The organism is Sphingomonas leidyi, from assembly GCF_011761945.1.
In the GTDB taxonomy this organism is placed as follows: domain Bacteria; phylum Pseudomonadota; class Alphaproteobacteria; order Sphingomonadales; family Sphingomonadaceae; genus Sphingomonas; species Sphingomonas leidyi.
Genome location: NZ_JAASQV010000001.1, coordinates 1,466,237 through 1,487,498 on the forward strand (window position 1 = coordinate 1,466,237; position 21,262 = coordinate 1,487,498).

Annotated in this window: 19 protein-coding genes; 11 read left to right on the forward strand and 8 right to left on the reverse strand. The window is 67.4% G+C overall.

All coding sequences use genetic code 11. The annotated features are described in order from the left end of the window. Position 1: 1 nt before the first annotated feature. The 4 genes from FHR20_RS07050 (at position 2) to FHR20_RS07065 (ending at position 5,380) form a co-directional block, all read left to right on the forward strand. Positions 2 to 775, forward strand: a complete 774-nt coding sequence (locus FHR20_RS07050) for a DeoR/GlpR family DNA-binding transcription regulator (protein ID WP_167298829.1) — start codon at positions 2 to 4, stop codon at positions 773 to 775. A 17-nt stretch (positions 776 to 792) separates the two neighbouring features. Beyond that, positions 793 to 1,938, forward strand: coding sequence for an MFS transporter (locus FHR20_RS07055; RefSeq protein WP_208413433.1), 1,146 nt, complete (start codon positions 793 to 795; stop codon positions 1,936 to 1,938). Between the two features lie 125 nt (positions 1,939 to 2,063). Further along, positions 2,064 to 4,295 carry a TonB-dependent receptor gene (locus FHR20_RS07060; RefSeq protein WP_167298830.1) on the forward strand — a complete coding sequence of 744 codons (2,232 nt, stop codon included), beginning with the start codon at positions 2,064 to 2,066 and terminating at the stop codon, positions 4,293 to 4,295. A gap of 14 nt (positions 4,296 to 4,309) precedes the next feature. After that, complete coding sequence (locus FHR20_RS07065; protein WP_167298831.1) at positions 4,310 to 5,380, forward strand: PepSY-associated TM helix domain-containing protein; 1,071 nt, start codon at positions 4,310 to 4,312, stop codon at positions 5,378 to 5,380. Here FHR20_RS07065 and FHR20_RS07070 read toward each other — a convergent pair. After that, on the reverse strand, positions 5,377 to 6,093 hold the full coding sequence (locus tag FHR20_RS07070) for a hypothetical protein (RefSeq protein ID WP_167298832.1): 717 nt from the start codon (positions 6,091 to 6,093) through the stop codon (positions 5,377 to 5,379). The genes FHR20_RS07065 and FHR20_RS07070 overlap by 4 nt on opposite strands. Positions 6,094 to 6,152: 59 nt before the next feature. Then, positions 6,153 to 7,391: a TetR/AcrR family transcriptional regulator gene (locus tag FHR20_RS07075; RefSeq protein WP_167298833.1), complete on the reverse strand. Its 1,239-nt coding sequence runs from the start codon at positions 7,389 to 7,391 to the stop codon at positions 6,153 to 6,155. 142 nt (positions 7,392 to 7,533) lie between these two features. Here FHR20_RS07075 and FHR20_RS07080 point away from each other — a divergent pair, with 142 nt between their 5' ends. The 6 genes from FHR20_RS07080 (at position 7,534) to FHR20_RS07105 (ending at position 13,447) form a co-directional block, all read left to right on the forward strand. Then, a complete protein-coding gene (locus tag FHR20_RS07080) occupies positions 7,534 to 8,817 on the forward strand; it encodes an acyl-CoA dehydrogenase family protein (protein WP_167298834.1) in 1,284 nt (427 codons plus the stop codon). A 103-nt stretch (positions 8,818 to 8,920) separates the two neighbouring features. Next, positions 8,921 to 10,006, forward strand: a complete 1,086-nt coding sequence (locus FHR20_RS07085; RefSeq protein ID WP_167298835.1) for a Zn-dependent alcohol dehydrogenase — start codon at positions 8,921 to 8,923, stop codon at positions 10,004 to 10,006. Next, positions 10,003 to 11,019 (forward strand): phosphotransferase family protein, encoded by a 1,017-nt coding sequence (locus FHR20_RS07090; protein ID WP_167298836.1) that lies wholly within the window; start codon positions 10,003 to 10,005, stop codon positions 11,017 to 11,019. The genes FHR20_RS07085 and FHR20_RS07090 overlap by 4 nt, the downstream gene beginning before the upstream one ends. A gap of 62 nt (positions 11,020 to 11,081) precedes the next feature. Beyond that, a complete protein-coding gene (locus FHR20_RS07095; RefSeq protein ID WP_481883022.1) occupies positions 11,082 to 11,855 on the forward strand; it encodes an SDR family oxidoreductase in 774 nt (257 codons plus the stop codon). A 32-nt stretch (positions 11,856 to 11,887) separates the two neighbouring features. Further along, positions 11,888 to 12,673 carry an SDR family NAD(P)-dependent oxidoreductase gene (locus FHR20_RS07100; protein WP_167298838.1) on the forward strand — a complete coding sequence of 262 codons (786 nt, stop codon included), beginning with the start codon at positions 11,888 to 11,890 and terminating at the stop codon, positions 12,671 to 12,673. A 54-nt stretch (positions 12,674 to 12,727) separates the two neighbouring features. Further along, positions 12,728 to 13,447 (forward strand): TonB-dependent receptor, encoded by a 720-nt coding sequence (locus FHR20_RS07105; RefSeq protein ID WP_167298839.1) that lies wholly within the window; start codon positions 12,728 to 12,730, stop codon positions 13,445 to 13,447. On the opposite strand, the gene FHR20_RS07110 is transcribed toward FHR20_RS07105, so the two are convergent. Next, positions 13,444 to 14,343: a PhzF family phenazine biosynthesis protein gene (locus tag FHR20_RS07110; RefSeq protein WP_167298840.1), complete on the reverse strand. Its 900-nt coding sequence runs from the start codon at positions 14,341 to 14,343 to the stop codon at positions 13,444 to 13,446. The two genes, FHR20_RS07105 and FHR20_RS07110, sit on opposite strands and share 4 nt — an antisense overlap. Positions 14,344 to 14,368: 25 nt before the next feature. Beyond that, positions 14,369 to 14,770, reverse strand: coding sequence for a hypothetical protein (locus FHR20_RS22685; RefSeq protein WP_208413434.1), 402 nt, complete (start codon positions 14,768 to 14,770; stop codon positions 14,369 to 14,371). Positions 14,771 to 14,902: 132 nt separating this feature from the next. Between FHR20_RS22685 and FHR20_RS07120 the strand changes: the two genes are divergently transcribed. Further along, the gene (locus FHR20_RS07120) at positions 14,903 to 15,637 is read left to right on the forward strand and encodes a pentapeptide repeat-containing protein (RefSeq protein ID WP_167298841.1); all 735 of its coding nucleotides are present in this window, start codon (positions 14,903 to 14,905) and stop codon (positions 15,635 to 15,637) included. Positions 15,638 to 15,643: 6 nt separating this feature from the next. On the opposite strand, the gene FHR20_RS07125 is transcribed toward FHR20_RS07120, so the two are convergent. The 4 genes from FHR20_RS07125 to FHR20_RS07140 all read right to left on the reverse strand — a co-directional run bounded on the left by FHR20_RS07125 (position 15,644) and on the right by FHR20_RS07140 (position 21,202). Beyond that, positions 15,644 to 16,537 carry an acyl-CoA thioesterase gene (locus FHR20_RS07125; protein WP_167298842.1) on the reverse strand — a complete coding sequence of 298 codons (894 nt, stop codon included), beginning with the start codon at positions 16,535 to 16,537 and terminating at the stop codon, positions 15,644 to 15,646. A 117-nt stretch (positions 16,538 to 16,654) separates the two neighbouring features. Further along, a complete protein-coding gene (locus FHR20_RS07130; protein WP_167298843.1) occupies positions 16,655 to 17,773 on the reverse strand; it encodes an acyl-CoA dehydrogenase family protein in 1,119 nt (372 codons plus the stop codon). 108 nt (positions 17,774 to 17,881) lie between these two features. Continuing rightward, the gene (locus FHR20_RS07135) at positions 17,882 to 19,039 is read right to left on the reverse strand and encodes an acyl-CoA dehydrogenase family protein (RefSeq protein WP_167298844.1); all 1,158 of its coding nucleotides are present in this window, start codon (positions 19,037 to 19,039) and stop codon (positions 17,882 to 17,884) included. Between the two features lie 135 nt (positions 19,040 to 19,174). Continuing rightward, a complete protein-coding gene (locus FHR20_RS07140; protein WP_167298845.1) occupies positions 19,175 to 21,202 on the reverse strand; it encodes a 3-hydroxyacyl-CoA dehydrogenase NAD-binding domain-containing protein in 2,028 nt (675 codons plus the stop codon). Positions 21,203 to 21,262: the final 60 nt, after the last annotated feature.

Sequence of the window (21,262 nt, forward strand, 5' to 3'; positions counted from 1 at the left end):
CATGCTTGTTGATCTCCCCAATGCGCGGCGCGATGCAATTGCCGCGCGCCTTGCCGATGGGCAGCCGGTTTCGGCTGGCGCCCTGGCCGCCGAGTTCGAGGTTTCGGAAGATGCGATCCGGCGTGATCTGCGTGCCCTGGCTGCCGAGGGAAAGTGCCGGCGCGTCTATGGCGGCGCGCTGCCCATTTCACCGATCTCGGCCCCGATGGCGGCGCGGATCGAGGGCGACCAGGGGCATAAGCGTGCGCTGGCCCGCGCTGCCGCGACGACGATCCGGCCGGGCGAGTTCCTGTTTCTCGACAGCGGCAGCACCAACCTTGCCCTGGTCGAATTCCTGTCCGAAGACAATGACCTGACCATCGCGACCAATTCGATCGACATCGCCGCGGCGGTGCTGCGGCGGCAGGACCTGAAGCTGATCGTCCTGGGTGGCGAGGCCGATCCGATCATCGGCGGCTGCGTCGATGCCGTGGCGCTGCAGGCGCTGGTGCAGATGCGGTTCGACCGCGCATTCATCGGCGCCTGTTCGGTGTCGGAGGAGGGGGTGGGAGCAGCGCAACTCGCCGATGCGACCTTCAAGCGTAGCGTCATTGCCCGGGCCGAGCGCACGGTGGTGCTGATCGCCAACGACAAGCTCGACCGCGCCGCGCCGCACCAGGTCGCAGCGCTTGGCCAGATCGACATGCTGGTAGTCGAGGCGAGCGCCTCCGCCGCGCAACGCGCTTCGCTCGATGCGGCGGGGTGCCGCGCCATCCTCGTCGCCGATCCCGCCTGAACCTGCCGGAGCATCCCATGATTTCCGCCGATCGCCCGGCCACGCGGCTGGCCACTCGTCTATCCTTCCTGGTCGCCGGGTTCGGGATCTCCTGCTGGGCGCCGCTGGTGCCCTTTGCCAAGCAGCGCCTTCACATCGATGCTGCGATGCTTGGCATGCTGCTGCTCTGCATCGGCATCGGCTCCATCGCAGCGATGCTGGCAACCGGGCCGCTCAGCGCGCGCTATGGCGGCAAGCCGGTGATCGTGACGAGCGGCATTGCGCTTGCGCTGATCCTGCCGCTGCTGACGATCGCCGCTACGCCCGTTGCGCTTGGCGGCGCGCTGCTGCTCTTCGGTGCCGCGCTCGGCTCGCTCGACGTGGCAATGAACGTGCATGCGGTGGAAGTGGAACGCGCGGCGAAACAGCCGCTGATGTCCGGATTTCATGCGTTGTTCAGTATCGGGGGCTTTGCCGGTGCCGGGCTGATGACGATCTTCCTGTCGCTCAAGATGAGCGCGCTCGCCGGCAGCCTGGTGTGCGCGGGGATCATGCTGGCGGCGATGCTGGTCGCCTGGCCGCGATTGCTGCCGGCAATGACAGGCGAGGACGGGCCGCTGTTCGTGCGGCCGCACGGCGTAGTGGTGCTGCTGGCGGTGCTCGCCATGGCAACCTTTCTTGCCGAAGGTGCGATGCTCGATTGGAGCGCGCTGCTGATCACCCAGATGGGGCTGGTCGGCGCGACGCAAGGCGGCCTGGGCTATATCCTGTTCGCGATTGCGATGACGAGCGGGCGATTGCTGGGGGACAGGCTCACGGCACGCCTGGGCGATTATCGCACCTTGCTCGGCGGCGGCGTGATTGCAGTTGCAGGATTCCTGGTGCTGCTTAGCGTGCCGGTCGCACCGATCGCGTTGGCGGGGTTCCTGCTGATCGGGCTGGGCGCGTCGAACATCGTGCCGGTGCTGTTCCGCATCGCGGGGGCGCAGACCCATATGCCGCCGGCATTGGCGATCGGAGCGATCACCACGCTTGGCTATGCCGGAATCCTTGCCGGGCCCGCGGCGATCGGCGTGGTGGCGGAGGCGGTCGGGCTGCGGGCCGCTTTCTGGATGCTGGCGGTGCTGTTGCTGCTGGTCCCCTTTACCGCCCGGCGGACGGCGCGGGCGGCCAATTCGGGCTGAAGCGATGTCGGTGCCTCGCAAAGGAGCTATTGCGACTAGCTTGCAATAGCATCTCCTCGCTGCTAGCGGCTCCCGCGAACAGGCCGGCCCGTGGCGGCACGGCGAAACTCCTGGGGGTCTCCTACATGGCCGTGCGCGCGCGCCCTTCGCTGCTTTCCTTGCCGTTGCTGACGCTCGCCGCGACCCTGCCGCAGGTCGCCCATGCCCAGCAGGCGGAACCGCGAAAGGATGCGGACGCTTCCGAGGAGATCATCGTCACCGCGGCGCGCACGGTGCTCCCGCCCAACGCGCTGCCGCTCACCATCGACGTGATCGACAAGCAGCGGCTCGACCAGCAGATCGCGATCTCGGGATCGGTGACCGATGCGGTGGCGAACCTCACCCCGTCCTTCTCGCCGACGCGCCAGAAGCTGTCCGGTGCGGGCGAGACGCTGCGCGGGCGCTCGCCGCTCTATGCGATCAACGGCATCCCGCAATCGACGCCGATGCGCGACGGCAGCCGCGACGGCTTCACCATCGACGGCTTCTTCGTCGACCGGGTCGAGCTGATCTATGGCTCCAACGCGCTGCAGGGGATCGGCGGCACCGGCGGCATCGTCAACCAGGTGACGGTGGGCGCGCCGAAGACCGAGGGGATCAGCGGGCGCGTGCTGCTGCAGGGGACCGCGGACAACGACTTCCGAAGCGACGGCATCGGCGGCAAGGCCGCGGGGCTGGTGCAATGGAAGTCCGGCCGCTTCGACGCGAGCTTCGGCGCCGCCTATGAGAAGCGGGGCGTCTTCTACGACGGCGACGGGCGCCGCGTCGGGCTGAACCTCACCCAGGGCGAGACGCAGGATTCGACCACGGTCTCGCTGTTCTCGCGCATCGGCTACCAGCTGGGCGATACCGGCCGGATCGACTTGATCGCCAGCCGTTTCGAGCTGAAGGGCGGTGGCAACTATGTCGCGGTGCCGGGCAACCGCGCCACCGGCCTGCCGACCAGCGCGATCCGCGGCGATGCCCCGGGCAAGCCGGCGGCGAGCCGCACCGAGAGCGTGGCGCTGACCTATACCGATACGGCGCTGGGCGGCGGCAATTTCGTCGGCCAGATCTTCTTCAACCGCACGCACGACCGGTTCGGCGGCGAGATCGCGCCGATCGCGACCTTCCAGGACCCAAGGCTCGACCCGGCCGAGAAGCTGTTCGACCAGTCCGAGAACCGCTCGCGCAAGCTGGGCGCCAAGCTGAGCTATGAGCGCGCGGTGCCCGGCTTCGAGGCGCTGACCGCGACCTTGGGCTTCGACGCGCTGATCGACAAGACGGAGCAGCGGCTGATCGCCACCGGCCGCGTGTGGGTGCCGCCCAGCGACTTCCGCAGCCTGGCGCCCTTCGCCCAGGCGAACCTCAAGCTGTTCGGCGGCAAGCTCCGCCTGGCCGGCGGCGCGCGCTACGAGAATGTCGCGATCAGGATCGACGATTACCACACGCTCGCCTCGACCACCTATGTCGCGCCCAACAAGGCGACCTATGGCGGCGTCGCGGTGGCCGGCGGCAAGCCGAAGTTCGAGGACCTGCTGTTCAACGGCGGCGTGATCGTGGAGCCGGTCGCCGGCATCCGCGCCTATGCGAGCTATGCCGAGGGCTTCACCGTGCCCGACGTCGGCCGCATCACCCGGGCGATCAAGGTGCCCGGCGTCGACCTGGACCATTATCTCGACATCTCGCCGATCGTCTCGAACAACCGCGAGATCGGCGTGGAAGTGAAGCGCGGGCCGCTCGACGGCTCGGTCACCTATTTCTGGTCGTCGAGCGACAAGGGGCAGCTGCTGATCGCGCGCGCGAGCGGGATATTCGACGTGCAGCGCCAGCGCGTGGAGATCCAGGGGCTCGAGGTCAATCTGGGCGTGAAGCTGCCGGTGCCGGGGCTGAAGGCGAGCATCGGCTATGCGCATCTGAACGGCCGCTACGACGCGGACGCGGTGCCCGACGGCAAGGTCGACACCGACCTCGACGGCACCAACATCTCGCCCGATCGCATCAACCTGGCCGCGGACTATGCCAGCGGGCCGTTCAGCGCGCGCGTGCAGACGCAATTCTACCTGTCGCGCCGCTTCGACGGCAAGGCGCGGGCGATCGACGATGCCAATCCGCTGCACCCGCAGAAGCTGTTCATGAACGATTTCGGCGGCTATGTGCTGACCGACGCCTATGTCCGCTACCAGACCAGGCTGGGCGGGCTGAGCCTAAGCGTCACCAATCTGTTCGACAAGATGTACATCGACTATAGCTCCGACACGCGCCTGCCCAACGACAACACGGTGTTCTATGCCGGGCGCGGGCGCACCTTCACGCTGGGCTGGGACTATCGCTTCTGATGCGGCGCGGCGCGATGCACTGGCTGGACCTGGTCCATCGCTGGACGGGCGGAGTGCTCGGCCTGGTGCTGGCGATCATGGGGCTGACCGGCGCGATCCTGGTCCATGAGGAGAGCTGGCTGGCGCTCACCCTGCCGCATGCGGTGGACGTGCGCGTGGCGGACGAAGGCGCGATCGCGGAGACCACGGCGAGGCTGATGGCGGCCGAACCAGCCGTGCAGAGCATCGTCTATGCCGACGATCGCTTCGGGCTGCACCAGCTGCGCCTGGCCAAGGGCGCGGGCGCCTATGCCGACCAGGCCGGCAATGTGGTGACGCGCTGGGACAGCCAATGGAGCCGCCCGGAACTGTGGCTGTTCGACCTGCACCACCATCTCTTCACCGGCGATGTCGGCGAGACGGTGATCGGCATTGCCGGGCTCGCGGCGATATTGTTCGTGATCACCGGCACGATCCTGTGGTGGCGGACGCGCAGGACCTTCAGGTTCCGGCTCTGGCCCAAGCGGCTGAGCCGGCCGATGATCGTGATGCAGCACCGTGACCTGGGGATCGTGGTGGCACCGCTGCTGCTGCTGTCGGCGGTGACTGGCACGATGATGATCTTCAAGCCCTTCGCCGCGATACTCACTGCGCCCTTCTCCTCGCCTGCGGCCGATGCGGCGGCGATGAAGCCGCCTCGCACGAAGAGCGGTCCGCTGGCGGCGCATCCCGACTGGCGGGCGATCGTGGCGGCGGCGCATGCGCGCTTCCCCGATGCGCAGATCCGCATCCTCTCGCTGCCGCGCAAGGCCGGTGACCCGATCCTGGTGCGGATGCGGCGGGCGGGCGAGTGGCTGCCCAATGGCCGCTCGAACATCTGGTTCGATGCCGCCGACGGGCACGTGCTGGGATCGATCGACGCGCTGGCGCTGCCCAGGGGCGCGCAGATCTTCAACGGCGCCTATCCGGTGCACGCCGCCAAGGTGGGCGGGTTGTTCTACCGGCTGCTGCTCACCGTATCGGGGCTGGCGATGCTGCTGCTCGGCAGCCTGGCGGTGTGGAGCTTCTGGTTCAAGCGGCCCGGGATGAAGGGGCGGCGGCCCTAGCGGCAGTCTTCTTCAACGACCCTTGCGAGGTCGGTGATCGTATTCGGGGACTTTTGGAGCAGCGCCTCGAAAAAACCCTGCTTGTCGGGGATGATGGCGTGATCTGCCTCGGCCAGGGCCGAAAGGGCGAGATCGGACATTTCCGCGTTCCTGCCCTGATCGGTGCTGACCCCGATCAGCGAAGCGCGCATCGCCGCCACGCCGACGAGGATTGCACCGTGCTTCTCCATATCGGTAGCACAATAATAGGATAGAACGGATCTCATCAGTTCGCGGAAGGAAAGATCCTGAACGGATTTGGGGAAGGAGTCCGCTGCGAGCAGATCGGTGATCTCCGCCTTGATGGCCATGGCGGCCTTCGCCGCTTCCGGAAAGGGCGAGTCATCGGTCAGTTCGAACCGAGCGAGCTGCCAGCCAAGATTCAGCCCGAATCGCAGTTTCTCGCGCGCGATATAGGCCAAGGGTACGCTGTTCGATTTGGTCGCCACCTTGCGTGGCCAGATCTTCGCATAGCCGAGCAAGACCATGGCCAGCAGGGCAGGGCCAATGATCTTCAAGTCGATGGCGTGCGATTTGATCTCCGGAACCTTGGCGATGCCGAAATCGGCGCCGGCCAGATAGGGGGACAGAAATAGGAGCACGGAAATCGCAAATATCGTGTGTCGTGCACCGTCGGGGAGCCCCAAATTCTCATAGGTGCTTATCTTCGGCATGATGGCTCCCCCGCTGCGCTACTTCCCAGTGCTTGCCATGACTGGGCTGGTTCGCGTGCTTATGCCATCAGCACCCGATCGTCGAACAGGCCGAATGCGATCGTCGAGGCATAGAAGGCCACTGCGCGCTCGCGCGGCATGGTGCTGGCCCATTTGCGCATGTCGAACGCGGCGTTCTGGAGCGCCATCAGCGTCTGCGAGGCGACCAGCGGGTCGATCGCGCGGATCGAACCCTGGGCGATGCCGTCCGACAGCATGCCGGCGAAGCGGCGCGCGATGCGGTTCGAGCGGTCGATCATCGTCGAGCGGACCTGGGGCGGCAGGCCCGAGAGCGCGGTGGTGCGCAGCAGCGGGCCACGCTCGCTGAACTGATAGTCGAGCAGCGTGGCGATCGTGCTCTCCAGCTGCTCCCAATGCGTGCCGCCCGCATTCTCGGCCAGGCGCTGGGCGTCGGCGATGATGTCGAAGCTGCGCTTGTAGCAGGCGATGACCAGCTCGTCCTTGGCGTCGAGATGGTGGTAGAAGCTGCCCTTGGTGACGTTGAGCTCGCTAGCGATCTTCTGGACCGAGGCGCCGCGATAGCCGAGCTCGTTGATCAGCCGCGTGGCGGCGAGCAGGAAGGCCTCGCGGCCCGGCTCGGGCTCGTCATGCTCGATGTCGAGCATTGCGGGCGTCCAGGCTTCGCCCGGGGCGGCGATGCCGGTGCGGAACACGTCCATCAGGCGCGCCTCGACACGCGGATATTCGTCCACCTCGTAGCGCGGCAGCCAGGCGGTGAGCCAGAAGGTGTTCTCGAGCAGCACGTGCGCACGGGCGCCGTGGAGGTCGGTCTCGGCCCGGCTGGCGGCGGGGCCCCAGAGCGCGCGCGTCTTGCGGAACACGTCGCGCCAGCGGTCGAGCAGCTCGCGCTTGATCGGGTCTTCCATGGCGCGCAGGTCGGACAGGATGGCGAAGTCGCGCTCGGCGCCGCGGCGGATGCGCGCGAGCCGTTCCATGTTGATGTTGAGGTAGCGCGCCACCCGGGCCTCGGGCGTGGGCTCGCGCGCGGCATCTTCGAGCATCGCCTCCAGCCGGTCGAGCGTCTGCTCGAAGGCGGCGGCGGCAAGGTCTTCCTTGCGCTTGAAATAATAGGTTACGGACGTGGTGTTGAGGCCGACGCGGCGGGCCACGTCGGCGAAGGTCATGCCCTTGGCGCTCTGCTCGTTGATCGCGTCCGCGGCCGCGGCGAGGATCGCATCCCGCTTGGCCTGGAAGCGTTTCGTCGCGCTTGCGATTTCGACTTTCCCCGGTGCATTCATTGCAACCAGTCTAACGGATTTGGTGTGAAGCCAAAGCGTTTTTTCGAATCGCCGTTGTGCCGATTTTCGCGCCGGCCCGACTTTACCGAATATCCGGTATGCTCTACTCCGGTCCTGAAACTGAAATCGGAGAGGATGCGCCATGGATTTCACGCTGAGCGAGCGCGAGACCTATTTCCGCGACCGGGTGAAGGCGTTCATCGACGCGCGCATCCGGCCCCGCGACGGCGAGTATCGCGCCCAGCAGAAGGAGGGCGATCGCTGGAAGGTGCTGCCGGTGATCGAGGAAGTGAAGGCCGAGGCCAAGGCTGCGGGCCTGTGGAACTTCTTCATGCCGCCGCATTCGGGCCAGGCCCATGTCGACGACAGCTTCGAGTTTCGCGGCACGCAGCTGACCAACCTGGAATATGCGCTTTGTGCCGAGGAGATGGGGCGGCTCGGCTGGGCGTCCGAGTGCTTCAACTGCTCGGCCCCGGACACCGGCAATATGGAAGTCCTCCACCGCTACGGCACGCGGGCGCAGAAGGATCGGTGGCTTGCGCCGCTGATGGAGGGCGATATCCGCTCGGCCTTTCTGATGACCGAGCCGGCGGTGGCGAGCTCGGATGCGACCAACATCCAGACCAGCATGGTGCGCGACGGCGATCACTATGTGATCAACGGGCGGAAATGGTGGAGCTCGGGCGTGGGCGACCCGCGGTGCGCCGTCTCGATCGTGATGGGCAAGACCGATACCGGCGCCGCCAAGCACGCCCAGCAGAGCATGATCCTGGTGCCGATGGATGCCCCGGGCGTGAAGATCGAACGGATGCTTTCGGTTTTCGGGTATGATCATGCGCCGCATGGGCATGGCGAAGTGGTGCTCGAGAATGTCCGCGTGCCGGCCGAGAACGTGCTGCTCGGCGAAGGGCGCGGCTTCGAGATCGCACAGGGACGGCTCGGGCCGGGGCGGATCCACCATTGCATGCGGACGATCGGCGTGGCGGAAGAGGCGATCGAGGCGATGGCCAGGCGGCTCGTCAGCCGCGTGGCCTTTGGCAAGCGCATCTCGGACCATTCGATCTGGGAGCAGCGCATCGCCCGCGCCCGCATCGACATCGAGATGACGCGGCTGCTCTGCCTGAAGGCGGCGGATATGATGGACAAGGCGGGCAACAAGGCAGCCCAGCTCGAGATCGCGATGATCAAGGTGCAGGCGCCGCAAATGGCGCTGCAGATCATCGACGACGCGATCCAGGCGCATGGCGGGGCCGGCGTCTCGGGCGATTTCGCGCTGGCGCACGACTGGGCGGGCATCCGCACGCTGCGCCTGGCGGACGGGCCGGACGAAGTGCATTGCCGGGCGATCGCGCGCAACGAGTTCGGGAAGTATGCGGACTTCAAGGCGGACCGGGCTTCGTCGGGTGAGATTGGGGTGAGCCGATAATTCGTCGTCATCCCCGCGCAGGCGGGGATCTTGAGTCGCTGGCGAGACGGAAGAGAAACCCTGGATCCTCGCCTGCGCGGGGATGATGGTTGAGGGGAGTAGGATGAAGGCTGCAGTCCTCTACGAAGCGGGCAAGCCGCTCGAGATCACCGATGTCAACGTGTCCAAGCCGGGCCCGCGCGAAGTGCTGATCCGCACCGCGGCGGTGGGCGTGTGCCGATCGGACCTGCACTTCGTCGACGGCGCCTTCCCGCATCCGGTGCCGACGGTGCCGGGGCATGAGGCGGCGGGGGTGATCGAGGCGGTCGGCAGCGACGTCGCGCACCTGAAGGTGGGCGATCACGTCATCACCTTCTTCACTGCGTTCTGCGGCAGCTGCGAGATGTGCGTGACCGGGCGACCCTCGCTCTGCGTGGATCCCTCCACCCGGCGCCCGGCCGATGCGGAGCCGCGGCTGTCGCTCGGCGACGGGACCGCGCTGGCGCCGTTCCTCAACCTTTCCGCCTTTGCCGAGCAGATGCTGGTGCACGAAAATGCCTGTGTGGCGATCTCGAAGGAGATGCCGCTGGACCGCGCCGCCTTGCTCGGCTGCGCGGTGATCACCGGCGCGGGCTCGGTGTTCAACGACAGCCGGGTGCGCCCCGGCGAGAGCGTCGCCGTGATCGGTGCGGGCGGCATCGGGCTGGCGGCGATCAACGCAGCGAAGATTGCCGGCGCCGGCATGATCCTGGCGATCGACCCGGTGGCGGAGAAGCGCGAACTGGCGCTGAAGCTGGGCGCGACGCATGCGCTGGACGCGATGGCCGACGGGCTGGCCAAGGACGTGCTCAAGCGGACCGGCGGCGGCGTCCATTATGCGATCGAGGCGGTCGGCCGGCCGAACACCGCCGAGCTGGCCTGGAACATCCTGCGCCGCGGCGGCACCGCGACGATCCTGGGGATGATCGCGCCGGGGCAGAGCGTGAGCCTGTCCGGGCCGACCTTCCTGACCGGCAAGAAGATCCAGGGTTCGCTGCTGGGCAGCACGCGCTTCCCGATCGACATGCCGCGGCTGGTGCAGATGTATCTCGACGGGCTGCTCGACTTGGACACCATGGTCGCCGAGCGGATCGGGCTGGGCGAGGTGAACGAAGCGCTCGACAAGCTGCGCAAGGGCGACAGCGTGCGCTCGGTGATCGAATTCGCATGAGCGACCTGGACGAAGCCCGGCTGGCGGATTGGCTGGCCGCGAATGTCGCCGGGTTCGCCGGGCCGATCGCGGTGACCAAGTTCCCGGGTGGGCAGAGCAACCCGACCTATCGGATCGATGCCGGCGCGAGCGCCTATGTGCTGCGGCGCAAGCCGTTCGGGCCGATCCTCCCCTCCGCGCATGCGGTGGAGCGCGAATATGCGCTGATCGCGGCGCTGCACCCGACCGGATTCCCGGTCGCCCGGCCCTATGGGCTCTGCGAGGATCCCGGGGTGCTCGGCGCCCCCTTCTACATCATGGAGATGGTGGAGGGGCGGACCTTGTGGGACGGCGCGCTGCCCGGCATGGCGCCGGCGGAGCGGACCGCCCATTACGAAGCGATCGTCGACACGCTCGCGGCGCTGCACGCGGTGGAGTATGAGGCGGTAGGCCTGGGCGGCTATGGCAAGCCGGGCAATTATTTCGCGCGGCAGGTCGAGCGCTGGTCGAAACAATATCGGATGAGCCAGACCGACGACCTGCCGGAGGTGGAGCGGCTGATCGAATGGTTGCCGCGCACCGTGCCGGAGCAGACGCGCACCAGCATCGTCCATGGCGACTTCCGCATCGACAACATGATCTTCGCGCCCGAGGGGCCAAGGATATCGGCGGTGCTCGACTGGGAATTGTCGACGCTGGGCGATCCGCTGGCGGACTTCTCCTATTTCCTGATGAGCTGGGTTACCGAACCGGAGGGCCGATCCGGGGTAAAGGGGCTGACCGGCCCCGGGACGGGCATCCCGACGATCGAGCAGGTGGTCGCGCGCTACTGCGCCGCAACGGGGCGCGACGGAGTGCCCGACCTCAACTGGTATTTCGCCTATAACCTCTTCCGGCTGACCGGCATCGTGCAGGGAATCAAGAAGCGGATGATCGACGGCAACGCCTCCAGCGCCCAGGCGGCGGCGACGGTGGAGCGGCTTCCCGGCCTGGTGGCGGCTGCATGGCATTTCGCACGGGAGGCGGGGGCTTAGCACCGTCGTCGCACCAAGACGCCGTCATCCCCGTCTTCGCAGGGACGACGAAACACCGGGGAATGGATATGCGCGGATTGTTCGATCTGACCGGCAAGGTGGCGATCGTCACCGGATCCTCGCGCGGGATCGGCAGGGCATCGGCGGAGGCGCTGGCCGGGCACGGCGCGAAGGTGGTGATCTCCAGCCGCAGGCAGGATGCGTGCGACGAGGTGGCGGCCGCGCTCAACGCAACGCACGGCGAGGGAACCGCGCTGGCGGTGGCGGCGAGCATCTCCGACAAGGCGGCGCTCCGGCATCTCGTCGACGAGACCCGGCGGGTATTCGGCCGGATCGACGTGCTGGTCTGCAACGCGGCGTCCAACCCCTATTACGGGCCGCTCGAGGGGATCGCGGACGAGCAGTTCCGCAAGATCCTCGACAACAACATCCTCTCGAACCACTGGCTGATCCAGCTCGTGGCGCCGGAGATGCGGGCGCGGCGCGAGGGATCGATCGTCATCGTCTCGTCGATCGGCGGCCTGCGCGGATCGCCGGTGATCGGGGCGTACAACGTCTCCAAGGCGGCGGACCTGCAGCTGGCGCGCAACTATGCAGTGGAGTTCGGGCCGGACAATGTGCGGGTGAACTGCATCGCGCCGGGCCTGATCCGGACCGATTTCGCCCGGGCGCTGTGGGAAGATCCCGAGCGGGCCAGCGCGACCAACGCGACCACGCCGCTGCGCCGCATCGGCGAGCCGGAGGAGATTGCCGGTGCGGTGGTGTATCTGGCAAGCCGGGCCAGCGCGTTCATGACCGGGCAGGTGATGGTGATCGACGGGGGCGTGACGATCTGATGCGCGCGACGTCTGATGGTGGAGAGTTGAAGATGCAGTTCGAAGGCAAGGTTGCGATCGTCACCGGCGCCGGCTCGGGGATCGGGCGGGCGACGGCGCGGGCATTTGCCGAGGCGGGCGCCCGGGTGGTCGCGGCGGATCTGAGCGCCTCGGTCGACGAGACGGTGGCCGGCCGCGAGGGGATGATCGCGGTGCGCATGGATGCAGGCGACGAGGCCGATGTCGAGCACCTGGTTGCCACTGCGATCGACGGGTTCGGCGGGCTCGACATCTTCTATGCCAATGCCGGCATCTCGGGCGGTGCCACGGGCATCTTCGACACGTCGGTGGAGCTGTGGAGCGAAGTGCTGCGCGTGAACCTGATCGGCCCGGCGCTGGCGATCAAGCATGCGGGCCCGCGGATCGTGGAGCGCGGCGGCGGGGCCATCATCTGCACGGCCAGCGTGGCCGGGCTGCGATCGGGCGCCGGCGGCCCGGCCTATTCGGCGAGCAAGGCCGGCGTGATCAACCTGGTCCAGACCGCTGCGCAGCAATTCGCGGGATCGGGCGTGCGGGTGAACGCGATCTGCCCGGGGCTGATCGAGACGGGGATGACGCAGCGCGCGTTCGATTATGCGCGCGAGAACGGCAAGGAAGACAAGCTCGGGCGCCTGAACCCGCTGCGCCGCGCCGGCGTGCCGGAAGAGATCGCCCGCGTGGCGCTGTTCCTGGCGAGCGACGCGGCAAGCTATGTCAACGGCCAGGCCTGGGTAGTGGATGGCGGGCTTTCGTCGAGCCACCCGGTGACGCGGCAGGAATTCGGCAAGCCGGCCTTCTGATTGACTTGGGGCGGGCCGCTTCGCAATCTCCCGAGCAACAGAGGGAGAGCGGGCATGAACATGAAATGGCTGTTGGCGGCATTCTCACTGATATCGGTCGGGCCGGCCTTCGCGCAGCAGGCGGTCGAGGCCACGAGTGCGCAGGAGATCGTGGTGACCGGCTCGCGGCGCGAGGCGGACGATTATTCGGATACCATGCCGATCATCACCCTGCGCCGCACGGCCGACTTCGCGGTGCAGGAAGTGCGGGTTGCCGGCGACACGCGCGAGGCGGGCAAGCGCCGCGACGAGATCTATGCGATGATCCGGGGCGCGATCGACCTGGCCGGCAGATATGACGTGGAACTGGCGACGGGCGAATATGTCGTCGAGCCGCTGACCGTGGCCAACTACCGGAACCTCCCCTTGTCGAACGACGGGCGGCCGGACACCGACAAGACGGTGTTCCTGGTCAAGACGCGCCTCGCGCCCGGTGTCGACGCCAAGACCGCGCTCGACCGGATTACGCGCTTTCTCAAGGCAGTGCCGAGCGTCGGCCGGGCGGAGATGACCGAAAAGGGGGATCTCACCCTCTCGGTGGTCAATCCCGACCAGTATCGCCCGCAGATCATCGGGCTGATCGCAGCGGATGCCGAGGCGACGGCGGCGAAGTTCGGCACGGGCTATGGCGTGGAAGTGCGTGGCCTGGACCGGCCGGTCGAATGGGCGCGGGCCAGCCTGACCGAGGTGTTCCTGTATCTGCCCAGCGCCTATGTGGTGCGGCCGAAGAACTAGAGCGCGACGCTGCCGCTGAACACCGGCACGCAGCGGCCGGCGACGCTGGCGCGGATGCCCCCGGGCGCACGCCAGGCGCGGACGGCAAGGTTGCTCGGGCGGCCCATCTCCACGCCCTGGCGGATTTCGAAACGGGCTGTCTCCGCGTCGCCGAGCGACAGCAGCAGGGCGCCGAGCGTGGCGTTGGCGCTGCCGGTCGCGGGGTCCTCCCAGGTGCCGCTGAGCGGGGAGAACATGCGGGCACGGACGCGATTGCCCTCGCGGGCATAGAGGAAGATCGAGAGGCGCGCGGCGCTGTCGCGCTCCGCATCGGCGAGACGCTGATAGGCAGCGATGTCGGGCCGGGCGAGGCCGAGCGCCTCTTCGGTCACTTCGACGAAGACGAAATCCACGCCCAGGCTGGCGCGCGTGGGAACATGCGTGGTGGTGACCAGGTCCGCTGTGTCGAGGCCGAGACAGGCAGCGACATCCGCCACCGGAAGCGTGCCGAGCAGCTGGAGCGGCTGGGGCGCATCGATTTCGGCACCGAGCGCACGGCCCGCATCGTCGCGCGCGATGCGGACTTTGACCAGCCCGGCGATCTCCTCGAAGCGGAGCGTGTCGCCGGCGTCGGGGCGCAGGCCCGCAAGGACGAAACCGGTGCCGACATTGGGGTGGCCGGCAAAGGGCATCTCGGCGGTGCGATGGAAGATGCGGACGCGGGCGGAGTGGGCCGGATCGGCAGGGGGCAGGACGAAGGTCGTCTCGCTATAGTTCATTTCGGCGGCCAGGGCCTGCATCTCGGCATCGGTCATGCCCCGAGCATCGGTGAACACGGCGAGCGGATTGCCGCCGAAGCGCGTATCGGTGAACACGTCGAGCGTGACATAGGCGAAGTGGCGCGGGGCGGTTTCCATGCTCCGCGATCTAATGCTTCCTGGCTCAGGCGCAATTGGGATCGGCGACGGAATTGCCGGTGGCGCGGAACAGGCCGTCCTTGCCCTGGGCCACTTCGATCGGTTTCACGCTGAAATAGCTGCCGCCGTTCAGCGCGCGATCGAGGATGCAGAGCTTCATCGCCTTGTCGCGGCGATCGAGGATGCTGACGCGGAAGGTCCAGCTCTTGTCGGCGGCGTCGAGCACCGCGGCATTGCCGTCACGCACCACGCTGGTGAAGCCATAATCGGCGAAGGTGCGCAGCCCGTCCTTGCGGCGCGGGGCGGTGGAATTGGGGAAGGAAGTGAGGTCGAGCCGAGCGGCGATCGCCACGGGATCGGCCGCATCGGCGGTCACCAGCGCCAGGTCCTGCGCGACCAGTGCCGCCAGCAGCATGCCGATTGCCATTTCCAAAACTCCCCACCATGGCGCCTCCGCTCCCAACGCCTGGGCGGAAGGAGGCGTTCCGGAGGCGGGCGATCCATATGTTCTTGATACGTTCGCGTCGGGGCGTTATCCAGGCCGGACGGGAGAAGGGGCATGGCATTGGAGGCAGGCGGCGTGGCGTGTGGCGAAGACCTGTCCGCGCGCGAGTTCGGCGACGCCGACCTGGCGGGAATGCGGTTCGAGAACTGCGTGCTGCGCGATGTCCGGCTGACTGGGACCTGCCTGCAGGACGCGCGGTTCCGCGATTGCCGGATCATCCGGTGCCGCTTCGCCAATGTCGATCTGCGCGATGCCGATTTCGAGAATTGCAGCTTCGCCGACGATGCCGGGCATGTCGGGGTTCAGTTCGCCTTCTCGCAGCTCGACCAGGCGCGGTTCGAGCGTTGCGACCTGTCCTTCGCCCGGATCGAGCGATCGAGCCTCCATGCCGGCCAGCTCCGGGGCTGCAACCTGCGGGGTGCGGTCTTCCAGAAAGTGGATTTCGGCCATGCGCTGGGGCGCCGGCTGGTGAAATGGGCAGGCACGATCGCCGATTGCAATCTGGAACTCGCCGATCTGAGCGAGCTGCGCATGCCCGATTGCACGCTGACCGGCTCGCGGCTCCGCGAAGCGCTGCTGTTCGATGCCGAGCTGGAGGGCGCGGACTTGCGTGGCTGCGATTTCACCAATGCCCAGCTCGCCGGCGCGAAGCTTGCGCGGGCCGATCTGCGCGGGGGAGACCTGGCCGGGATGGTGCTGCGGGAGCTCGGCAGCGTCGAAGGAATGATGGTCTCCGCCGACCAGCAATTCGCCCTGCTCACGGCGCTGGGCGTCGACGTGCACCCCTAGGGGGGCTCAGTCCTTGACGCGGACGAGCCCCTCCTGCGCCACGCTGGCGACGAGGCGGCCGTCGCGGGCATAGATGCGCCCGCGGTTGAAGCCGCGCGCATGGCCGGCCCAGGGGCTGTCGGTAGTGTAGAGCAGCCATTCGTCGAAGCGGAACGGCTCGTGCAGCCAGACGGCATGATCGAGGCTGGCGGTCTGCACCCCGCCGTTCATCCAGCTGACGCCGTGTGGCAGCATGCAGGTGCCGAGCAGCGTCATGTCGGTGGCGTAGGTCAGCATCGCGCGGTGGAGCGCGGGATCGTCGGGCAGGGGCGCCACGACGCGGAACCAGCTGTGCTGGACGGGCGCGCTCTTCACCGGCTTGAACCAGTTGCGCGGGTTGACCGGGCGAATCTCGATCGGCCGTGCGCGCAGGAAGAAGCGGCGGAACTTCTCCGGAACCTCGTCGCGGATCGCCTCGCGCAGGTCGCGCTCGGAGACGAGGCTGTCCGGATCGGGTACGTCGGGCATGTCGAACTGATGGTGCAGGCCGTCGGCGGGCAGCTGGAAGCTCGCGGTCATGTTGAGGATCGGCTGGCCGCCCTGCATCGCGATGATCCGCCGATTGGCGAAGCTGCGCCCGTCGAAATCGCGCACGACGCGGTAGATGATCGGGTGGTTCTCGTCGCCCGGGCGCATGAAATAGGCGTGGAGCGAATGGGCGAGCTTGTCGTCCTCGACCGAGCGCTGCGCGGCCTGGAGCGCCTGGGCGACCACCTGGCCGCCGAACACCCGGCCGACGCCGCCGGGCTGGCGGGGCCCGCGATACAGATCGGTGTCGATGCGCTCGACGTCGAGCAGCCGGGTAAGCTGGTCGACCAGCGCCTGAGGTTCGGTGGCGCGTTCGGAGATGTCGTCAGCCATTCTTCCCTCCGTCATCCCCGCAAGGGCGGGAGCGCAGAGTCACGCAGGGCGTCGCTCTGTCGCCCTGGATCCCCGCCTTTGCGGGGATGACGGGGAGGGAGGGGGCGTGGGGGGCCATCAATACCCCGCGCTTTCCGCCAGCGCATTGGCGTGGAAATTACTGTCGCCGAACATCTCGGCGAGGATGCGGGCGCGCTTCATGAAGAAGCCGATGTCGAATTCGTCGGTCATGCCGATGCCCCCGTGCATCTGGACACCCTCCTGCACGGCGAGCGTGGTGGCAAGCCCCGTCATCGCCTTGGCGACCGCGACGGCCTCTGCGGCGGCGGCGGCGTATTCCGGGCCGGCATCGAGCAACTGCTGCGCCTTGAGCACGGCGGCGCGGGCGACTTCCATTTCGCTGTAGAGATGCGCGGCGCGATGCTGGAGCGCCTGGAAGCTGCCGATGGCGACGCCGAACTGCTTGCGCTCGCGCAGGTACGACACGGTCATGTCCATGGCACCGCCGCCGACGCCGATCATCTCGGCCGAGGCACCGGTGCGGCCGGCGGCGAGCAGGCGGGCAAGCGGGCCGTCGCCCTGGTCGACTTCGCCGATCACCGCATCGGCATCGACTTCGACGCCATCGAACTGAAGGCGGGCGGCGATGCTGGAGTCCGCCAGGCGCTGGGGCGTGGCGGTGAGGCCCTGGGCATCGCCGGCAACGGCGAACAAAGTGGTGCCGTTGCCGGTGCGGGCGGCGACGAGCAGCAGGTCGGCGACATGGCCGTTCGTTACGAACTGCTTGGCGCCGGTGAGGCGGAAGCCATTGCCTGCGCGCTCGGCCTGCATTGCGATCCTGCCGTCATGCTTGGCGCCTTCGTCGATCGCCAGCGCGGCGACGGTCTCGCCGGCGAGGATGCCCGGATACCAGGCCCGAGCGGCGGCGCTGCCCTTCAGCGCCTCGACCGCCGCCACTGCGGTAGCAAGGAAGGGAGAGGGCGAGAGGTTGCGGCCGATCTCCTCGAGCACCACGCCCGCCTCGACATGGCCGAGGCCGAGGCCGCCATCCGCTTCGGGGATCAGGATGCCGGTGAAGCCCATCTCGGCGAACTGCTTCCATAGCGTGCGCGAGAAGCCGGCGGTGTCATCGGCATCGCGCAGCGCGCGCATATGGGCGATCGGGGCCTCCGAGGCGATGAAATCCTTCGCAGTGTCGCGGAGCATCGTCTGGTCGTCGTTGAGGTAGAGGGGCATTTGAGTTCCTTTCTCCCTCTCTCCGCTTGCGGGGAGAGGGGCGGGGAGAGGGGGAAGGCGGCGTTCATGCCCCTATCCCCGGCTCTCTCCCCTGAAGGGGGGAGGGAGCTAGGACGGCAGGTCCAGGATCCGCTTGGCGATGATGTTGAGCTGGATCTCGCTGGTGCCGCCTTCGATCGAATTGGCCTTGGTGCGCAGCCAGGTCCGGGCGGCGGCGCCCTGGTGGCTGGCGTCGCTTTCCCATTCCAGCGCATCCGATCCGCCGGCGGCCATCTGCAACTCGTGCCGGGCCTTGTTCAGCTCGGTGCCGTAATATTTCATCATCGAAGGCTGGGCTGGATGCGCCTTGCCGGCCTTCAGCTCGTCGATGAACTTCTCCGACATCGCGGTGAACGCCTTGGAGCGCACCTGGAACAGCGCGATCTGGGCGCGCAGGATCGGGTCCGCGCCCTTGCGCGCAGCCTCGACCAGCGGGTCCTTGCCCGTACCGCCCAGGCCGAAGCCCGAGATCATCTCGCGCTCATGGCCGAGGAGATATTTGGCGACGTCCCAGCCCTTGTTCAGTTCGCCAAGCAGATTGGCCTTGGGCACTTCGACATTGTCGAAGAAGGTCTCGCAAAAGGGCGAATTGCCGCTGATCAGCAGGATCGGCTTGGTGCTGACGCCGGGCGAGGCCATGTCGAACAGCAGGAAGCTGATGCCGGCCTGCTTGACGCGCTTGTCGGTGCGGACGAGGCAGAAGATCCAGTCGGCCTTGTCGGCATAGCTGGTCCACACCTTCTGGCCATTGACCAGGAAGCGATCTCCCTTGTCCTCCGCCGAAGTTTGCAGGCCGGCGAGGTCCGAGCCGGCATTGGGTTCGCTATAGCCCTGGCACCAGCGGATTTCGCCGCGCGCGATCTTCGGGAGATGTTCGAGCTTCTGCGCCTCGGTGCCGTATTTCAGTAGCGCCGGGCCGAGCATCGAGATGCCGAAGGAGTTGAGCGGATTGCGCGCCTTGATCCGTTTCAGCTCCTCGCGAAGGATCTTGGTCTCGGCCGCGCTCAGGCCGCCGCCGCCATATTCGCTGGGCCAGTCGGGCACGGTCCAGCCGCGTGCCGCCATGCGATCGAGCCAGACCTTCTGGTCGGGATGCGCATATTCGGGATTGCGGCCGCCCCAGGTGGTCTCCCTGTCCGACTTGGGCGGGGTGCGCATCTCGGCCGGGCAATTGGCTTCGAGCCAGGCGCGGGTTTCGGCGCGGAATTGGTCGAGGTCTTCGCTCATTTTCTTCTCCAAAGCCCTCTCCCGCCTGCGGGAGAGGGTTGGGTGAGGGTGAATGGGTGCCTCAGGCGGCTCGCTCGCCGCTCTCTCGCGCCCTCACCCCGGCCCTCTCCCGCAAGCGGGAGAGGGAGATTTTGCTCACTTGTTGAACTTCTCGCCCTTCTCCGCCTTCTCGCGGAGCAGCGGGGCGACTTCGAAGCCGTATTTCTCAAGGCCCTCGACGATCTTCTTGAGGCCCTCGGTATCGGCCCAGAACATCGGGCCGCCGCGATACGGGGGCCAGCCATAGCCATAGACCCAGACCACATCGATGTCGCTTGCGCGCTGGGCCATCTTCTCGGCGAGGATCAGCGCGCCTTCGTTGACCATGGTGTAGAGCGTGCGGACGACGATCTCCTCCTCGGTGATCTCGTGCTGCGGCACGCCCAGCTTCTCGCGCCATTCGGCGATCAGCTCGGCGACGCGCGGTGAGTTCGAGGGGCTCCGCTTCTCGTCATAATCGTAGAAGCCGGCATTCTTCTTCTGGCCCCAGCGGCCCTCGGCGGCGAGCGCGTCGCGGATGTTCTCGATCCGGTTCGGGTCGCGGTGCCAGCCAATGTCGACACCGGCGAGATCGGCCATCTGGAACGGGCCCATCGGCATGCCGAAGGCGACATGGACCTTGTCGATCTGCTCGGGCGTGGCGCCTTCGAGCAGCATCTTGTTCGCCTCGACCTGGCGCGGCATCAGCATGCGGTTGCCGATGAAGCCGTAGCAGACACCGGCGATGACGGCGACCTTCCTGATCTTCTTCGACACGGCCATGGCGGTGGCGAGCACGTCGTCGGCGGTCTTGGCGCCGCGGACGATCTCGAGCAGCTTCATCACATTGGCCGGCGAGAAGAAGTGCAGGCCGAGCACGTCCTGCGGGCGGCTGGTCGCGGCGGCGATCTCGTCGATGTTCAGATAGCTGGTGTTCGAGGCGAGGATGGCGCCCGGCTTGGCTACTTGATCGAGCTTGCCGAAGATCTCCTTCTTGACGTCCATATTCTCATAGACGGCCTCGATGATCAGGTCGCATTCGCCGAGCGCGCCGAAATCGAGCGTCGGGTTGAGCAGGCCCATCGCGCCTTCCACCTGCTCGGCGGTCATCCGGCCCTTGGCGGCGGTCGCCTCGTAATTCTTGCGCATCACGCCGGTGCCGCGGTCGAGCGCATCCTGCGCCATCTCGACGATGGTGACCGGAATGCCCGCCGACAGGAAGTTCATCGAAATGCCGCCGCCCATCGTGCCGGCGCCGATCACGCCGACGCGCTTGATGTCGCGCAGCGCGATGTCCTCGGCGATGCCGTCGATCTTCGCCGCCTTGCGCTCGGCGAAGAAGATGTGGCGCAACGCCGCCGACTGGGTGCCCATGATCAGCTTCATGAAGCCCATGCGCTCGGCCTGGACGCCCTCGGCATAGGGCTTGCCCGCGGTCTGCTCGATCAGGTCCATGATCGTGTTCGGTGCGTCCATGCCGCGGAAGCGCTTGGCGTTCTTGGCGCGGAAGCCCTCGAATACTGCCGGATCGACGGTGACCGGGCGCTCGGACGAGCGCGACACGGGCTTGCCGATCACTTCCTGGGCGAAGGCGACGGCATCGGCGAGGAGATTGCCCTCGGTCGCGAGGCGATCGACCAGACCGGCGGCCTTGGCCTGCTCGGCCGAGATCGGATCGCCCTTGGTCGCCATTTCGAGCGCGGTTTCGACGCCCGCGACGCGCGGCATGCGCTGGGTGCCGCCGGCGCCGGGCAGGATGCCGAGCTTGACTTCGGGCAGGCCGAACTTCGCCGAGGGGACGGCGATGCGATAGTGCGAGGCAAGGGCGACTTCGCAGCCGCCGCCGAGCGCGGTGCCATGGACGGCGGCGATCACCGGCTTGTCGAGCGCTTCGATCTCGTCGACCAGCACGGGGAGCGAGGGCTCCTGCATCGGCTTGCCGAACTCGGTGATGTCGGCGCCGGCGAAGAAGGTCTTGCCGGCGCAGGTGATGACGACGGCCTTGATGCCGTCATCGCCCTTGGCTTCCTGGATGCCCGCCTGGATGCCCTGGCGGACCGCGGCGCCCAGCGCGTTCACCGGCGGATTGTCCGAAGTGATGATCAGGACGTCGCCCTGGCGAGTGGTGGTGATGGGGGAGGTCATTGCTTGCTTCTCCGATTTATCTCTTGTCCGTCATCCCCGCGAAGGCGGGGATCCGGGGTC

Coding starts and splice junctions, on each gene's coding strand:
- FHR20_RS07050 (WP_167298829.1), top strand. CDS start 2: ATGCTTGTTGATCTCCCCAATGCGCGGCGCGATGCAATTGCCGCGCGC.
- FHR20_RS07090 (WP_167298836.1), top strand. CDS start 10,003: ATGAGCGACCTGGACGAAGCCCGGCTGGCGGATTGGCTGGCCGCGAAT.
- FHR20_RS07085 (WP_167298835.1), top strand. CDS start 8,921: ATGAAGGCTGCAGTCCTCTACGAAGCGGGCAAGCCGCTCGAGATCACC.
- FHR20_RS07070 (WP_167298832.1), bottom strand. CDS start 6,093: ATGCCGAAGATAAGCACCTATGAGAATTTGGGGCTCCCCGACGGTGCA.
- FHR20_RS07125 (WP_167298842.1), bottom strand. CDS start 16,537: ATGGCTGACGACATCTCCGAACGCGCCACCGAACCTCAGGCGCTGGTC.
- FHR20_RS07120 (WP_167298841.1), top strand. CDS start 14,903: ATGGCATTGGAGGCAGGCGGCGTGGCGTGTGGCGAAGACCTGTCCGCG.
- FHR20_RS22685 (WP_208413434.1), bottom strand. CDS start 14,770: ATGGCAATCGGCATGCTGCTGGCGGCACTGGTCGCGCAGGACCTGGCG.
- FHR20_RS07140 (WP_167298845.1), bottom strand. CDS start 21,202: ATGACCTCCCCCATCACCACCACTCGCCAGGGCGACGTCCTGATCATC.
- FHR20_RS07065 (WP_167298831.1), top strand. CDS start 4,310: ATGCACTGGCTGGACCTGGTCCATCGCTGGACGGGCGGAGTGCTCGGC.
- FHR20_RS07100 (WP_167298838.1), top strand. CDS start 11,888: ATGCAGTTCGAAGGCAAGGTTGCGATCGTCACCGGCGCCGGCTCGGGG.
- FHR20_RS07080 (WP_167298834.1), top strand. CDS start 7,534: ATGGATTTCACGCTGAGCGAGCGCGAGACCTATTTCCGCGACCGGGTG.
- FHR20_RS07060 (WP_167298830.1), top strand. CDS start 2,064: ATGGCCGTGCGCGCGCGCCCTTCGCTGCTTTCCTTGCCGTTGCTGACG.
- FHR20_RS07075 (WP_167298833.1), bottom strand. CDS start 7,391: ATGAATGCACCGGGGAAAGTCGAAATCGCAAGCGCGACGAAACGCTTC.
- FHR20_RS07110 (WP_167298840.1), bottom strand. CDS start 14,343: ATGGAAACCGCCCCGCGCCACTTCGCCTATGTCACGCTCGACGTGTTC.
- FHR20_RS07055 (WP_208413433.1), top strand. CDS start 793: ATGATTTCCGCCGATCGCCCGGCCACGCGGCTGGCCACTCGTCTATCC.
- FHR20_RS07135 (WP_167298844.1), bottom strand. CDS start 19,039: ATGAGCGAAGACCTCGACCAATTCCGCGCCGAAACCCGCGCCTGGCTC.
- FHR20_RS07095 (WP_481883022.1), top strand. CDS start 11,082: ATGGATATGCGCGGATTGTTCGATCTGACCGGCAAGGTGGCGATCGTC.
- FHR20_RS07105 (WP_167298839.1), top strand. CDS start 12,728: ATGAACATGAAATGGCTGTTGGCGGCATTCTCACTGATATCGGTCGGG.
- FHR20_RS07130 (WP_167298843.1), bottom strand. CDS start 17,773: ATGCCCCTCTACCTCAACGACGACCAGACGATGCTCCGCGACACTGCG.